Here is a 14,722-nt window from a genome sequence, read left to right as displayed (position 1 = left end):
GTACGCGGGAATCCACGACCTTAACGTCAAGACCGTCCGCCGGCGCTTGAAGGCCGGCTTGATCCCCGGGGCTATGCAGCCGGCGCCAGGCCACGCGGTCCGCATTCCGATCGCGGACGAAGCGGCTTAACCCCAACCCCACCCCCAGCACGACGACGAGGCGACACCTCGTTAGTTCGTCGTGCCCTCATCCAGAAGGAGAAGCACTATGTCATTCGCAAGCAGGGACAACATCAACCTGGACGTGCTCGACGCGATCGACGCGGCATTCGAGCCGTCGGCGACGACGGCGTTCACCGCCGATACCCCGGTCGGAACCGTCGTCGGTGGACCGATCAAATCGGTGGACATGCGTCAGTCGCGCGATTTCACCACCGGCAACCCCGCGACCTTCGCCGACGGCCGACCGAAGAACGAAGTCGTCGTGCGTCTCGACACCGAGGACGGCGAGAAGGCGGTCTACATCAAGACGTGGGGGCGCGATCGCAATGTCCTCAGCGCGGCGGTGGGTGCCGCCGGCCTCAGCAAGGTCTCGGAGGCTCTGCGGCCGGGAAACGTGCTCACCGTGCGATTCAACGGCAAGAAGGACGCCACCACCGAACGGGGAGAGAGCTACTCGTACCGGGACTACGAGTACAAGATCGAGCCCGCCCCGTCCGCATCCGCTGCAGCGACCCCGAGCTGGGGCAAGGCCAACTAAGGAGCAAACGAGGAGAGCCGGCGTCCGATGGCGCGGATGCCGGCTCCCGTTGCCCAAACATTCTGACTGATTTATAAAGGGGTGAATCATGTCGAGCGTAGCTCTCGACGATCTCGACGCGGCGTTCGATGACGACGACGAGGACGACTACGGGACTGACCGTAGCGCTAGCGTCGTCGACACGTCGACAGGCTACGGGGCTGCCGCTCCGGCCTATTGGGAGAAGGATTGGCGGTCGGTGCTGCCGCTCCCGCGCGGCAAGAAGTTCCCGCCGCCTACCGGCTACACCGGTGACGGTGCCGCGGTGCCGTCGTACCCCGACGTGCAAGCGTGGAGCGAGGACCATCCGCAAGGAAACCTCGCGCTGGTCATGCCCGACGGCGTCATCGGCATCGACGTCGATGCCTACGTCGGCAAGCACGGCGCGGCCACGCTGGCCGCGGCCGAAGCGGCCTGGGGCCCGTTGCCGCCGACGGTTCGGTCGACGTCGCGTGATGACGCCGTCAGCGGCATCCGGCTGCTCCGCGTGTCGCTGGGCAAGCGACTGCAAGGGCAACTCTCGATGGGCGGCCGTAGCGACGTCGAGATCGTTCAGCGGCATCACCGGTACGTGGTCGCCCACCCGTCGATCCATCCCACGACCGGCACGATGTACCGGTGGCTGGATGACGACGGTAACGACGTGGGCATTCCCCGCGTCGACGACCTGCCGATGCTGCCCGACCGCTGGGTGCAAGAACTCACCGCCGCGTCGGTGCCGTCGACCGCCGGCGTGACTGTGGATGTGGCGGCAATCCTGCAGTCGATGACCGACGGCGACATGGATCAGGTCGTGGCCGCCCGGCTGGACCAGGCGATGACCGACCTCCGATCGGGCAGTGGTAGCCGGCATGAGACCGCGACGCGGCATGTGATGGCACTGCTGCGGTTCGCAGAGCAGGGGCGCCCCGGAGTCCGCAGCGCTCTGAGGGCGCTGGGCTCGGTCTTCGTCCACGCGGTGACCGTCGATGGATCGCGATCCGAGGACGACGCGGTGGCTGAGTTCGGGCGCATGGTGACGAATCGGGGGGGCCACGCGCTCATCGCCGCCTCACCGACGCTGGACTTCGACGAGTTGGCCGAAGCCGCCGAGGTGGCGGGAGGTGGGGTGACGCCGCCGACCGGGCCTCCGAGCCCGCCTCCACCTCCTGCAGGTGGGCTCGATGATGCGTTCTGGGATTCGCGCCCGAGCCTCGCCCGGATCAGGGACGCGGCATACGGCCGGATGGTCGCCCCCGCAGCCGTCCTCGGTGCCGTCCTGGCACGGGCCATCTGCGCAGTGCCGTACACAGTCCACCTTCCCCCACTCGTGGGCGGCAGGGCGTCGCTCAACCCCTTTGTCGCGATGGTCGGTGAGTCCGGAACCGGGAAGGGGGCCTCCTCCGCGACGGCGGATGACCTGGTGCCGCTCGGGCCGCTCATCCCGTCTGTCGAACTGGGCAGCGGGGAGGGCCTGGCGCATCAGTTTTGCCGGCCCGCCAAGGAGAGCGAGATGAACTATGACGAGGTCGACGCCCGCGGGATGTATTGGAAGCGACGATCCGTCCTGTTCAACGCCAGCGAGGTCGACTCGATGGCCGCGCTCGGCACCCGCAACGCTGCCACGTTGGACAGCAAGATCCGCTCGGCATGGTCCGGGGAGGAACTCGGTTTTGCGTACGCCGCTACGGACAAGGCGCTGACCACGGGCAGCCACACGTACCGCCTGGGCCTGATCGTCGGGGTGCAGCCCGAACGAGCGGGCGCGCTGCTCGACAACGCCGCGGGTGGTACGCCTCAGCGTTTCGTGTGGGTGTCGGTGACCGATCCGCGGATCAGTCGCGACAGGTTCAACCCCGCACCGATCGGGCCACTGAAACTGCCGACCGACTGGCCCGACGAGCCGTACGCGATGCCGGTGCCCGACGTGGCCATCGACATGGTGCTCGACGCTCATGTCGCCCGGCAGCGGGGCGACGGCGACGCCCTCGATGGGCACGCGTTGCTGTGCCGACTCAAGGTAATGGCGGCGCTGTGCGTCATCGACGGCCGGATGGAGCCGACCGACGAAGACTGGGAGCTGTCCGGCGTGGTCATGGCCCATTCCGACGCGGTGCGTGCATCGGTGGTGGAGACGCTCAAGACCGCTGATCGCGAGGCGGCGGCGGAAAAGGGCGAGCGGTCGGGCGTGGAGCGCGAGGCCGCTGCTCGAAGCGAGTACGACACCAGGCTCGACCGCGTGTGCGGGGTCATCCTTCGTGCGGTCGGGCGGCTTGCCGAGGCTGGCAAACCGGCGACCGAGGGGTCCATTAATCGCCTGATCGCCGGGCGCGACCGGTCGATGAAGACCGATGCGCTGGAGGCACTGATCCTGCACGGGGCATTGGTCCGCGACGCGTCGACCGGCACATTCTCCCTGGCTGAGGGGGCGGCATGACGGCATGACGGCATGACGACGAGGTGAACCGCAACAGCAAACAACAAATCAAGCAAAGGAAAGACCATGAACTCCACCATCATTGACGACGAACGGAACACGGGGACCCCCGCGCGACGGGCACTGCGTGAGGCTGTCAAGGCGGCGAGCGCGGCGCGCTCGTGGGCCGACGCCCAGCTCGAATGGGACATCGCCGGTCCCCCGGGCATCGACCCGGACAGTGGTTCGAGGTGCGCCTGCGGCCAGGACGGATTGATGTACCTGTACACCGTCGCCAACCGCGTCACCGGCACCGAGTTGTACCCCATCGGCTCGACGTGCATCGTCGAGCACTTCGGAGCAGCACCGGCGATGATGGCTCGGATGGCGACGCTCCGCGCAGTGGCTGGCGTCACCGTAGCGATGCGGGACCACGGGGGCTGCCTCGACCTCAAACGGGACTTGACCCCGACGCGGATCAAGGCACTGGCGGCTGAGGGTGTCCTCGGGGCACGTGACGCCCATCTGCTGGTGACCCTGCGGCGCCGTCGACGGCCGCTCACGCTCGACCAGCACGTCGCCGCCGAGCGGCTGCTGCGGGAGGCGGTAGCCCCGGCTCTCGGCGGCGATTCGGAGGCAGAGATCGTCGATGATCCGGCATACCGCCACGGCCACCACGACGGGCTCACCGGCGCACGGTGCCATACCGGTGCGCCGTCGGCGTATGTCGTCGGGCATCACGACGGGCTGGCCCTCTTGGACATGGCGGGTGCAGCGTGATCACCGTCTACACGCAGCCCGGCTGCGGCCCGTGCCGAGCGACCCAGCGGGCCCTGGACAAGGCTGGGCTGCAGTACGACGTCGTCGACATCAGCCAGGACGACGAGGCTCGCGACCACGTCAGGGTGCTCGGTTACCAGCAGGCGCCGGTCATCGAGGCTGGCGACGAGCATTGGTCAGGATTTCGGCCAGAGCGCATCAAATTGGTCAAGAAGGAGGCAGCGGCATGACCACTCGCGTTCGCACTCCTGCACAGTGGGTCGCATGGATCGACGGCTGGCGGGCTCGACCTCCCCGCGATCTGTCCGGGTACCGCAGCGAGGCCGAGATCGACGCTGTGGCGACTCTTGACGCGCTGTTGGCAGCGGTTGAAGAGCACCTGGTTCGGCTCGGCCACAACGGCGAGCCCGGTCTCCAGAGGCTCGGTGGGGTCGCACTGGAGGCCCTGCGCGATCTTCGCCCGCGTAATCCGAGGGCCTTCGCCGAGCACGCGGCACACGTCATCGGACTCCCGATGCCGCCGAAGTTCGATCACCGCGCCTACGAGACGTGGCACAAACGGCAGGAGGCGAACCAATGACGACTAACAGCACCCCCGAGGAGCACCGCTGGGGCTTCTATGCCGCGATCCTAGGATTCTTCCTGCTGCTGTCGATGATCGGCAACGCGCTGCATGTGTGGGCCGTCTGGGTTACCGATGTTGCCGCGGGCACCGACCGCGGTGGCGTCCCGGTCGGCATACCGATCGCCGCAATCGTCCTGGTGCCGGTGGCTGTCGTGGCGATGACCGAACTGGTGGCGGTAGCCAGCCGGCGTAACGGCGGTGCGGTACGCGTCGTGGTTATCTCGTCGGCCGCCCTCGTCGGATCGATCGCCCTGATCGTGTCGTACATGGGCTTGGTCTATGTATGGGCGACGATCGTCGGTCTGCCGACCGTCCTGGCGTGGGCGGCACCGCTGATCATCGACGTGCCGATCGTTGCGGCGACGATCGGCCTGTGGGACGTCCACGCGACGATCCGAGCCGATCGTGAGCGCGCGAGCAGTCAAGTGGTCGACCACCACTTGGCCGCTGGCCGGAACGTGCTCGGTCGGGCGTACCTCGAACCGAGTGCGGACTCGGTCATCGACCACGAAGTCCATCTGGTCGACCGGGCGGACTTCATGCGCGATCCCCACTCGCCACCCGTGGCCGATGAGCCGGTGCACACCGGAAAGATTGGTCCTGACCAGCGCGTTCAGGTGGTCGATGACCAGTCGGCCACTGACAAAGTCCAGGCGGACCCCAAGGTTTATGACGCGGTCGCCGTTCACACCGACGCTTTCGGAGCAGTGGTCGATAACCACGTCATAGACCACTCTGATGATCGGGCAGTACACGTAGTCGACGATGCGTACAGCGTGGTCGATGTACACCCAGCCCCCGCAGTCGACGATCCGGTGTACACCGACCTTGCTGAGCGGGTCCATGCCGCCACCGGTGCGACTGTGGACGTCGACGTTGTTGCTCGCGCGTTGGCGCTCCGCGCCGAGGGCCTGGGTCTACGCAAGATCGCCGATCGCGTCGGCGTTGGCTCGCACAGCACAGTCGGAAGGTGGGTGAAGGCCGCTGAGGAGGCAGGCGCACCCGATCATCGCCCGGCGCTGGCCGCAGTCCGCTGACCGGCCCCGTCGCAACCCCCGTCGCCCTCATGGTGGCGGGGGTCTCGTCGTCTCCGGGGCTCGCCCCGTCGACCTGGGCTCATACCCGGACCGTAAGCCGCGCAAAACCCCGGAGATTGGCTCTGGGTGGCCCGTGGGCGGGCCGCTGCATTCGTCTGGGAACTACTCAGAAAGTCCGAATGGCCTGGCCCACCGAGTCGCCCTCCTCAACGCGTCGACACCTTCCGACTCGTTCCACCACCACGCCGACCGTGACCGACTGGGACCGGATCCCCGCCGCCGCTCATCCAGCCTTGGGCCCGGCTGATCACGGGACTCTGTGACGATCCACGATTACGACTCCGCCGCGGACTCAGCCGCCGGCGTCACCGAGCCGGCCCAGTGCGGCAGCAACCATGAGGCCGACTCTCGCGCATCGTTGGCGCGATCTCTTCCTGAGTGCGGCATGGGCCCGGTGCGAGCGAGCGAGCACCGGGTCTGTGCAGTGCCCTTCCCGGCCCGCAGGGCCGAGGACGCGCCGACGTGGGCGCCAGAGACCGCCTCGGCGCTCGCTGCTCGTTACGGACCGTCGCCGCAGCGGCGGTCCCCGCATGGGAGCCGACGGCGGGCCGGCCCGAATAGGGCCGGTTCGCCAAGGCGACCTCACGGGCGTCCGCGCCCGTGTCAGCCCCCGTCAGGGGCGTCAAGTCAGACCCGCCCGCAGGGCTGGTAGACGGGAAGTCGAGGGCAGGGGCGGGTGCGAGCGCCAGCGAGTACCCGTAGGGGCCGGCGCGCCAGCGCCGGTGGCCACCCAAACGAGGGGTCCGAAGGCGAGCGCAGCGAGCCGCCCGGACCGCTAGGAGTGGCCAGGCGTCCCGGCTCTGCCGGGCGCACGGAGGTCGTAGAGAGCGTAGCGACCGGAGACCGGAGTGCGTCACGCCCCCTTATGCCCTTTCAGCTTTCTTCCCCCGTCAAGCGAGGCGTTAGCCGAGCGTCGGGGGCGAACAAGGTACTACCTGCGGTTTCGCAGAGCGACGAAGGAGCGGTGCGCGCCGGAGCGACAGGGCGCAGCAATGTCGCTACGGGCGGCATAACCGCAGGTAGCGGGCTTACCTGGAGCGTCGTGCAACGACGCGACGTGACGCAGTAGTCGCTACGGGGGTTCTCGTGCTCTGTTACAGTCCTGACGCAGCCCTGCGCGCCAGCGCAGGCACCGGCGCCAGCCGGTGTGAGAGTCGATCTGACGCAGTCATCGGCTCGGCTGCGTCAGGGGTGAGACCGTTCGCTAGAACGGTGATTCTGCAGGCACGGGAACCCCCGTAGGACCCAGGTGTGCAAGCGCCTCGGGTGGGCTCGGCAGGGCCCCGTCAGGGGCATCCCAACAGCTCTGCCGATGGAGGGCCCCACCCGAGGAGCGGAGCGTCGATCCAGTGCTGCTGTGCGAATTTCTGTCAACGGCCCGACCGGGCCGCGTGTGCAGCTCTTTCGCGCTTCGCTCCGGACGGAACACGAAGTCAACGTAGTCGAGTCAGAGACACCGACTCGAGCTGGTCTCGGCAGAATCGTTGGTTGCTGGCGTGATCGCGACGATGGCGAAGGCGTCATTGCGAACGCGGCGGCGAAAAAGAGAACCCCGATACCGACCAAATCGGTACCGGGGTTTCTTGCTCGGTGAGGCTTGCCCTCGACGATTCACGCAGCGTGAATCCGAGCGAGCGTGCACGGGTGCGAGTTCAGAGGGACTTCATGCAAACTCGCGTGAAGAACTCCCACCTCGACATCGCGCTCACCCTCTCGGGGAAGTGGAGTTGGAAGATCATTTTAGTTCTGCGCCTTCTCCAGCTCGGCGATCAGCACGCCGGGGAAGCCCCAGACCGTGACGTAGACGTGGTCGCCGTTCTGGAAGGCCGAGAGCACTTCGCGGTAGTCCTGCCGCTGAGCCTCCGGGGCTTCGCTCGTGACCTTGCCCGGGGCCCCCGCGGCGAAGAGGAACACGCCCGACGTCTGGCCCACGGTCGGGTCCGGAACGCCCTTGCGGGCACCGCTCTTGACGGGCTTGCCCACGACGTTGTCCCCCAGGGCGACCTTCTCGCTGCGCACCTGTCCGTTCGGCGTCAGACTCGTGCCGCCGTCGCCGATCGCCAGGTCCACCCAGGTCTCTGTGTGGGCGCCGTCGCTGTCGGTCTTGCCGTTCCAGTAGGCGCGGACCGTCTGCTCGTCGGGCTGAGTCAGATAGACCTTGTCCGACACCATCCCCGGCTGGCCTGCCAGCGAGTCCTGCCCGACCACCTTGAGCCTCGCCGTCGGTATCGTCCCGTAGTCGGTGTCGAACTGCGCCGAGTCGAGCGTCAGCTTCTCGGCCTTGGCCGTCGTCGGCTCGGTCGTCGCCGAACCCTGGGTCTGACTCGTACCGGTGCTCGACGGGCTACCGTCATTCCCTCCGCTGCACGCCACAGCCGAGATCACGACGATCAGAAGCACACCGAGCGCGGCGGCGATGACGGCGAGCACCCGCGGCTGCGCGAACGGCTTGGCCTGTGCGGGCGCGGGACGGCCAGCTAAGACCGCGAGGGTCGCCTCGGTGATGGGCGGTGCCTGCGGGTCGGCAAGCTGGGCGTCGTAGGCCTGCCGACGCTGCGGATCTCCAAGGATCGCGCGGGCGGCATCGATGCGCTGGCGAGCGAGCTGCTCGGTTGCAGCGTTGAGCTGCGCGGTCAGCTGCGCGGCGAGTTCCGGTGACGGCGCGCTCCTGTCGAGGTGGTGGATGTCGTAGAGATTGAGGTCTGACATGTCGTCTCCTGATCGTTAGTTGGATACAGTCAGCGAGCGGCGCGGTCGGGGCTCACCATCTCCGCGTCCCGTTCGGCCCGTACTTGACTGTCCATCGACGCGTTGAGCCGCCAGTCGCCGCGGATGACGGCGACGAACACCCCGACCATCACCACCGAGGTGAGGCTGAACCGTACGAACACCTCTAGGACGAGCGTCGGCAGTTCCACGTACGATTTCCAGGCTTGATCGGCTGCGACCGCGTCGGGATCGCCGAGGAGGCTTCTGCCGAGGGCTTCACCGGTCACCGCGTAGATCACGAGGAGCACGGCACCGCCCAGCGTGCATAACGCTGCGACCAGTGATGGCACCCGCAGGGCTCGGGAGGCGTCGGTGTGCGTCATCGGGGCGAGGTAGCGCCCGCGGAAGATCAGGAAGACCAGCGGTGCGGCCACCAGCAGCAGGGCCCCAGTCATCGCGAGCCGATCGTCGAGCACAGGTGCCAGGATCGAGTACACGGCCAGCAGGATCGCGGCACTGAACGGGGCGATGACGCTGAGGAACCAGCCTGGCAGAGTCGACGCTGGCAGCAGTCCTTTCACGCGACGGACCCCGCGCAGGACGCCGCTGACCAGGCTCACGGTCACTGGTAGCACAGTGATCGCGACGAGCACGGTCCACACGGGTCGTGCGAGCGAGATCAGGTCCGCGCGCGACAGCCCCGTCGCCGGGTCGTAGGCGGGCAGGTCGAAGTACCAGTCGATCGGTAACACGAAGCTGATCAGGGGCACCAAGGTCGCCGCCAGCCATGTCCAGAAGAGCATTCGGCTGGTCCAGTGCTGTTCGGTCCACCTGAGTATGACGACCACGACGGCAATCGTCGCGAGTGCCATCGTCACCGACGGGAGCCGGATGACGATCATGCCGAGCGAGGTAAGGCCGCTGTCGTCACCTCCGAACGTGCTGTACAGGCTCAGCGCCACGTACACGAGGAGAATGGGCAGCAAGAGCACGAGGGCCGCCCGTCGCCAGGCGAGCATGGTTCTGGCTCCGGTCGAGGTCACGCCCGCACGGTCAAGCGCGGTGGACTCCGCACTCGACAGCGAGACATCGCCGATGCCGACGAATCGCGCGACGTACTCGGCGAACTGCCCCATGACGGCACGATCGGTGCCGCTGCCGGAGAGCCAGGCGTCGTACGCGGACTTCCGGTCAGGCGCGCCCAGCGTGGCCCAGGCCTGTTCCAGATAGGCACGGTCGGGCCCGGGCGGTGTGCGGTGGGCGATTGCGGAGATCTGGTCTGCGAGCACCTGAGGCGGCGCGCTCGGGTCCAGACCGAGGGTTCGGTAGAAGTCAGTCAACGTCGATCGCCTGTCAACGGCGCGGGACCAGCGTGCTGTGACCGATCACAACCGGGCCCCACTGGGTCGGCCCCGAGTAGACGCCGCCGCGCTGCTTTCGCAGCACATACCGGGTGCCCATGACATCGTAGAACGCACCGGATCGTGTCTGGTGGAGGCGGTAGCGCTGGACTCCCGCTGGCGCGTAGACCGTCAGCGAGCTTCCGCGGATGACGGCTCGGCTCTTCGACGGGACGCCGAACGAGACCGTCGTGTACGTGTAGGAGCCGCTGGCGACGCGGGCAGATGCCTCGGGCGCGGTCGCGGCGGTGCCGGCCAGTGCGGCGACGGCGACGAAAAGCCCGGTGAAGGCGGTAATGATCCTGGTCTTCATGGTCGTGACCCCTCTCGTAATGGTTTCCGGTGGTGTGTGGATGCGGGTGTTCTTATCGCGGTGTGCAGATGTCGATGGCGTTCCCGGGGTCGAACTGCTCCCCTTTGGACGGGAAGAAGTAGACGATCTTGGTGTACGCACGTTTGCCGCCGCACGTCCCGGGCGCGAAGGCGACTACGCTGCCGGGAACGCCGCTCTCTCTGTAGATTCCGCTCTTGCCCGGTGGCTGGTAATTGCCGATGCCAGTGCCGGTGGCCGGGTCCGAGCCCCAGTCGGTCCAGGCAATGTTCTGCATGTGGCTCGTTGAAGACGCGCCGCCCAGGTGGATCTCGGTCGGCTGCTCCGCGCCATATCCGCGCCCGTTCGACTGCGGAGCGCCGAGGACGATCGTGTCAGTGGTCGCCGTGGTCGTCGCGGGGCCGGGCTGACCGGGACCGTTGAAGGTCTCGACCTTCTCGTTCGAGAGGAAGACACCGGAGCCAGTCTCGGTGTTCCAGACGGTCAGGCCGTTCGTCTCAGATGCGATGACCCAGTCCTCGAAGAAGTAGACCTTGCCGTACTCCACGCGCGGGACCTGGTACCCCTCACCCGGTGCGTTCATCCATCCGGTCGTACCGGTGCTTCCGACCGGCGCACCGACCTTGTTGCCAGAAAACTGGAACAGCCACTTGCCCTTCGTGGTTCCGCCGATGACCTCGGTGCCCAGCGGGCTGTTCGTGGTGTTCATGCTCCGCACGCCGCACTGACCTTGACGGTCGTCCTGGTCAGGCGAGTTGAAATCGCAGGCGATGCCGCCGGTCGGTGTCATGAGATGCGCCGAGAGGAGTTTGGTGTAGCTGCCGGTGTACGTCGGGAGGGGCTCGGCGCCCGCTGGCCGCGGACCGCCCGCACCTACGTAGGCGCCGGCCACCGGTGCTTGTGGTTCGGGCTCGGCGGTCGTGGTCGCGGCGGGCGCCGTCTGCGGCGCGTCCGCGGTCTCGGTCGACGACGCGGCGGCCGGTGTCGCGGAATCGTCCGAACCGTCGTTCATCACGATGAGGACGACCGCGACAACGAGCGCGATTGCGAGCACTACCGCCGTGGCGATCAACCATGGCAGCGGGCCGCGCTTGGGCGGCGATGGATAGCTTGGGTAAGTCATCTCGGATTCCCGGTGGCGTTTCAGGTGGTGGTTTCAGGTGGTGCGTTCACGTCCGCCGAGGACGGCAAAGACGGACGTCGAGGGTGTCGACGCCTTCAGTAAGGAGTGGAGCGAGTCGGTTACGGCTTGAGCGTCTCGGCGGTCGCCGGATCGGCCTCTACCGCGCTGAGCAGGGCGCTCGGCGTAGTTCCGAGGGCTGCAGCGATCTGGAAGAGGGCGTCGACAGAGATCGTCGCGGTACCAGCCTCCAGGCGAAGGATCGCGTGACGGGACAGACCAGCGCGCTCTGCCAGCTGCGCCTGGGTCCAGCCCCGCTCTGTGCGAGCGGCCCTCAGGACCGCCGCGAGTGCCTGCCGACGCACGTCACGGTCTCGCCGCTGCTGCGGCGTGAGTCGGTCGTCGGCGATGGGCACGGCCCCATCTTGTCATGTACTGCATGTCAACTCCCCTCCTAAGATCTGCATCCAGCCCTGCGAGGTAGCGCTAGAGTTACATCGCAGCTTGGTCGATGACCCGTCTTGGCCGCAAGCGAACTCGGGCAAAGAAAGAAAAAATGCGCCGCCCGGCGTGAGCGACGCATCCATTCGTAGCAGGGGTTTGTGACAGAAGATAGGCCATGACCTGCGCAGACCGCTCCCGCGGTGGCCAATCTATTCGTCATAAGAGGGTAGCAGATCGTGTCAATAATGAGACGCATGTCACACTCGCCTGCAAAGTCTCGCGTCGTTTAGGTGGACGACCACACGGGGGCCGGCTCGCGCAGCGGCCAGCCCCCGTGGTGGTCAGTCGGCAGGCAGGACGTAGACGGTGGCGACTCCCAGTTCAGCGAGCAGCTCGAACGCGCCAATGCCGTTGTAGTCCGGGAAGCACTCGTCGAGCTGCTGACCGAGCGACATGTCTAGCCAGTCGGCGTCGCCCTCGCGGGCTGCGAAGAGTCGCTGCACCCGCTCGATCGTCTCGGTACGCAGGCCGCCGGACGCGGCGGTGTAGCCGAGCGTGCAGCCCTGTGACGCCGCGTCGGCGGCGATGTCGTCGTGCCAGGCCTCGGGCAGCAGATCGAGGGCGTCGTCGAGGTCGGTCATCACAGACTCCTGAACACGTAGATACCGCCGGTCTCGCAGGTCTCGACGCTGTAGTCGAAAGCGAGGTCCCTCGCCCAGGCACCACGCAGGTCGAAGTACCCGCGCAGCTCCTCGGGCACGTCGGCGAGCAGGCCGCAGCCCTCGGCAAGGTCCTCGGCGTAGTCGGCGAACGAGTCCCAGCAACCCGCGTACGCCTCCTCGAAGTCGGAGACGGACGGATAGTCGGTGTCGCCTTCGGCGGTGTAGCTGCCGGAGCGGACCCAGGCGCACAGTGCCGGCCACTGGATGTCGCCGACCTCTTCGTAGATCTCGCCCCAGCGGGCCGCCTCGGCCAACGAAGGCTCGCCGGACACCGGCAGGCCGTCGTTGTCCATGCAGACGAACTCCTCGCAGCCTTCGGTGCTCCAGTCCACGCCGGAGCCGGCGTGGATCTGTGCTGCGGTGAGTTCTGCCGCATCGATCGCGTCGACCCACACGCCGACGAGACGGCCTGCGGCGTAACAGCTTTCGCAGCCCGCCCAGACCCTGGGGGTGTTGGTGGTGGCGGTGACGATGGTCATGGCGGTTCCTCTCAGTCCCACGGCAGCGCCGCGATCAGGGCGTCGGCGCTGATGGTCTCGCCGGTGCAGAGACGGTGTTCGTCGACCGCCGCCTCGATCTGGCCGGGATTGGCCCGGTAGGTGTGGCCGCACCGTCCGGCGACGAGGTCGGTCAGCACCACGCGGGTGCCGGCCGGCAGGTCGATGCCGACCATCGACAGGGCGTCGCGGGCGACGTCCTGCGCCTGGCCGGGCGAGTACAGGTAGTCCGGGTCGGTCTGGTCCAGCGCGTTGGCGGCGTTGTGCTGGTCAGCGGCCTCGGCGCGGCTGAGGCCGCGGGCGCCGGGAGCCAGCCTGCCGGCGGCGATCATGCGCTCGACCCACGGGTCACAGAGAAGCGTGGTCATGATGGTCCTCCCTCGTTGTGATGTTCGAGGTGGAGACCGTCGACGGCTTCGCCGGCGCCTACCCGTAGCTGTCGACCTTGAGTCCGATCAAGTGCTCGAAATGCACTGGCGCGCAGAGAATTTCGACCTCATACGCCGCAGGAACTGACGCGTACTGCGGTCCCTCGCCGGTGTGTTCCCACAAGTTGTCGTAGCACCAGTCGTAGACGTCTTCGTCATCCCGCAGTGCGGGAGCGGTGACGTCGAGGGTGTGCTCGAAATTCGCACCCGGGTACGAATTCGTCACCCGGATCTGCACGGCGATCTCCGTCGTGGCGGCACGGGCGAGCATTCCGGCAAGGACTGCGGCGGTCGTCGGGGTGAAGCTCAGGATCTCGCCGTCGTCGGCCATGATGCTGATGATCGGCTCGGCGTCGTCGCGGACGCCGTCGGTGTGTGTGACGACGACGCGGGAGCCAGACCTGGTTACAGTGGTGGTTACTGGGGACGCGCTGGGTGCGGGCATGTGAAAAGCCTCCTCGACGTGAATCTGTGTCGAAGAGGCTTCCGTGGACGGCTGTGCCGTCGCGGGTGTTGTTCCTGAGCCCGCTGCCTGCTGGAAACCTGTTACGACCACGCGCAAGGTCGCAGCGACCGCCTCCGCGCCGGCCTGGATCTTCTCAGCTGCGATGGCTCGTGCCTCGGCCTGCTGGACCCGCTGGTCGGCCTCGGTGGTGACAGTGCCCCGAACGGCGTCAGCAACCGCCGCGGCCTCCTCGGCGGCTGTGATGCGGGACTCGGCCTCGTCGGCACGCCGCTCGGCCTGCTCGACGCGCTGTGCGGTCTCCTGTTCGACGTCAGCGACCGCGGCCTCTCAGATCGGTAATGCGTGTCTTGGCTCCGCTCCAGCCCGGCGCGCAGCTGCTCGATCCCTGTGGCTGCCTCGGCCTCGCGCAGGGCGGTCACCTCGGAGGCGGGTCTTCGCCGATCTCGTCGCGAGCTGCGGACAGAGCGACCGGCCAGATGCTCGCAGCGGCCGCGCCGCTGATGGCGGTGGCGACCTTGTCGGGAATCGGGCGTGGTGGCGGGTGTGGGACGGTTCGCGGCGATCTTCCGCTCGGTCCAGCAGCTCATTTTCGCCGCAGTCGTCGGCGTGAGCAGCGCTTCGGCCCCGTCGGCGACGGCTGTGAGGTAGTCGTGTGCGTACTCTTCGAGCGAGCGCGCGGTTGCGCAGTCGTTCGTGTCGTCGGCGTCCGCGATCTCGGCGCGATGGTTGCGCAGCTGTTCGAGCGACGCGATCAGGTTTCGAATCTGCGTTGATGCCGTCCTCGTCGAACTGGGTTCGAGGAAGGCTACGACGCGGGCTGCGCCTGCGGAACAAGGACAGCGCCCGCACCTGGTGGCGCGGGACGCTACTGGTGAACGAGTGCGGGACCACCGGCCGGGCTGAGCCCGATTCCGTGAGGCAGCGGGATCAGAGGCTTCGACGTTGCGGTCGACCAGCGGTCATGCGAGC

Annotated in this window: 15 protein-coding genes; 6 read left to right on the top strand and 9 right to left on the bottom strand. The window is 67.4% G+C overall.

Going from position 1 to position 14,722, the window contains the following annotated elements; all coding sequences use genetic code 11:
• Positions 1 to 208 precede the first annotated feature (208 nt).
• The 6 genes from P5P27_RS04765 to P5P27_RS04740 all read left to right on the top strand — a co-directional run bounded on the left by P5P27_RS04765 (position 209) and on the right by P5P27_RS04740 (position 5,576).
• Entirely contained in the window at positions 209 to 700 is a 492-nt protein-coding gene (locus P5P27_RS04765; RefSeq protein ID WP_278126625.1) for a hypothetical protein, read from the top strand.
• Positions 701 to 788: 88 nt separating this feature from the next.
• Positions 789 to 3,155 carry a bifunctional DNA primase/polymerase gene (locus P5P27_RS04760; protein WP_278126623.1) on the top strand — a complete coding sequence of 789 codons (2,367 nt, stop codon included), beginning with the start codon at positions 789 to 791 and terminating at the stop codon, positions 3,153 to 3,155.
• Between the two features lie 66 nt (positions 3,156 to 3,221).
• Positions 3,222 to 3,914, top strand: coding sequence for a hypothetical protein (locus P5P27_RS04755; RefSeq protein ID WP_278126620.1), 693 nt, complete (start codon positions 3,222 to 3,224; stop codon positions 3,912 to 3,914).
• Entirely contained in the window at positions 3,911 to 4,144 is a 234-nt protein-coding gene (locus P5P27_RS04750; protein ID WP_278126618.1) for a glutaredoxin family protein, read from the top strand. Before P5P27_RS04755 ends, P5P27_RS04750 begins: the two co-directional genes overlap by 4 nt.
• On the top strand, positions 4,141 to 4,494 hold the full coding sequence (locus P5P27_RS04745; protein WP_278126616.1) for a hypothetical protein: 354 nt from the start codon (positions 4,141 to 4,143) through the stop codon (positions 4,492 to 4,494). The genes P5P27_RS04750 and P5P27_RS04745 overlap by 4 nt, the downstream gene beginning before the upstream one ends.
• Positions 4,491 to 5,576: a helix-turn-helix domain-containing protein gene (locus P5P27_RS04740; RefSeq protein WP_278126615.1), complete on the top strand. Its 1,086-nt coding sequence runs from the start codon at positions 4,491 to 4,493 to the stop codon at positions 5,574 to 5,576. The genes P5P27_RS04745 and P5P27_RS04740 overlap by 4 nt, the downstream gene beginning before the upstream one ends.
• Positions 5,577 to 7,376: 1,800 nt before the next feature.
• On the opposite strand, the gene P5P27_RS04735 is transcribed toward P5P27_RS04740, so the two are convergent.
• The 9 genes from P5P27_RS04735 to P5P27_RS04695 all read right to left on the bottom strand — a co-directional run bounded on the left by P5P27_RS04735 (position 7,377) and on the right by P5P27_RS04695 (position 13,732).
• On the bottom strand, positions 7,377 to 8,345 hold the full coding sequence (locus P5P27_RS04735) for a hypothetical protein (RefSeq protein ID WP_278126612.1): 969 nt from the start codon (positions 8,343 to 8,345) through the stop codon (positions 7,377 to 7,379).
• Between the two features lie 29 nt (positions 8,346 to 8,374).
• Positions 8,375 to 9,685 carry a hypothetical protein gene (locus P5P27_RS04730; RefSeq protein ID WP_278126611.1) on the bottom strand — a complete coding sequence of 437 codons (1,311 nt, stop codon included), beginning with the start codon at positions 9,683 to 9,685 and terminating at the stop codon, positions 8,375 to 8,377.
• 13 nt (positions 9,686 to 9,698) lie between these two features.
• Entirely contained in the window at positions 9,699 to 10,058 is a 360-nt protein-coding gene (locus tag P5P27_RS04725) for a hypothetical protein (protein ID WP_278126609.1), read from the bottom strand.
• A gap of 52 nt (positions 10,059 to 10,110) precedes the next feature.
• A complete protein-coding gene (locus P5P27_RS04720) occupies positions 10,111 to 11,199 on the bottom strand; it encodes a hypothetical protein (RefSeq protein ID WP_278126607.1) in 1,089 nt (362 codons plus the stop codon).
• A gap of 119 nt (positions 11,200 to 11,318) precedes the next feature.
• Positions 11,319 to 11,612 carry a helix-turn-helix domain-containing protein gene (locus P5P27_RS04715; protein WP_278126605.1) on the bottom strand — a complete coding sequence of 98 codons (294 nt, stop codon included), beginning with the start codon at positions 11,610 to 11,612 and terminating at the stop codon, positions 11,319 to 11,321.
• Between the two features lie 369 nt (positions 11,613 to 11,981).
• Entirely contained in the window at positions 11,982 to 12,281 is a 300-nt protein-coding gene (locus P5P27_RS04710; RefSeq protein ID WP_278126603.1) for a hypothetical protein, read from the bottom strand.
• Positions 12,281 to 12,841: an antirestriction protein ArdA gene (locus P5P27_RS04705; RefSeq protein ID WP_278126601.1), complete on the bottom strand. Its 561-nt coding sequence runs from the start codon at positions 12,839 to 12,841 to the stop codon at positions 12,281 to 12,283. The genes P5P27_RS04710 and P5P27_RS04705 overlap by 1 nt, the downstream gene beginning before the upstream one ends.
• Before the next feature lie 11 nt (positions 12,842 to 12,852).
• The gene (locus P5P27_RS04700; RefSeq protein ID WP_278126599.1) at positions 12,853 to 13,227 is read right to left on the bottom strand and encodes a hypothetical protein; all 375 of its coding nucleotides are present in this window, start codon (positions 13,225 to 13,227) and stop codon (positions 12,853 to 12,855) included.
• Between the two features lie 58 nt (positions 13,228 to 13,285).
• On the bottom strand, positions 13,286 to 13,732 hold the full coding sequence (locus P5P27_RS04695) for a hypothetical protein (RefSeq protein ID WP_278126597.1): 447 nt from the start codon (positions 13,730 to 13,732) through the stop codon (positions 13,286 to 13,288).
• Positions 13,733 to 14,722: the final 990 nt, after the last annotated feature.

The organism is Gordonia sihwensis (assembly GCF_029632925.1).
GTDB lineage: Bacteria > Actinomycetota > Actinomycetes > Mycobacteriales > Mycobacteriaceae > Gordonia > Gordonia sihwensis.
The sequence above is the reverse complement of the archived record's forward strand: the minus strand, read 5'-3'. Positions and strand labels throughout refer to the sequence as shown.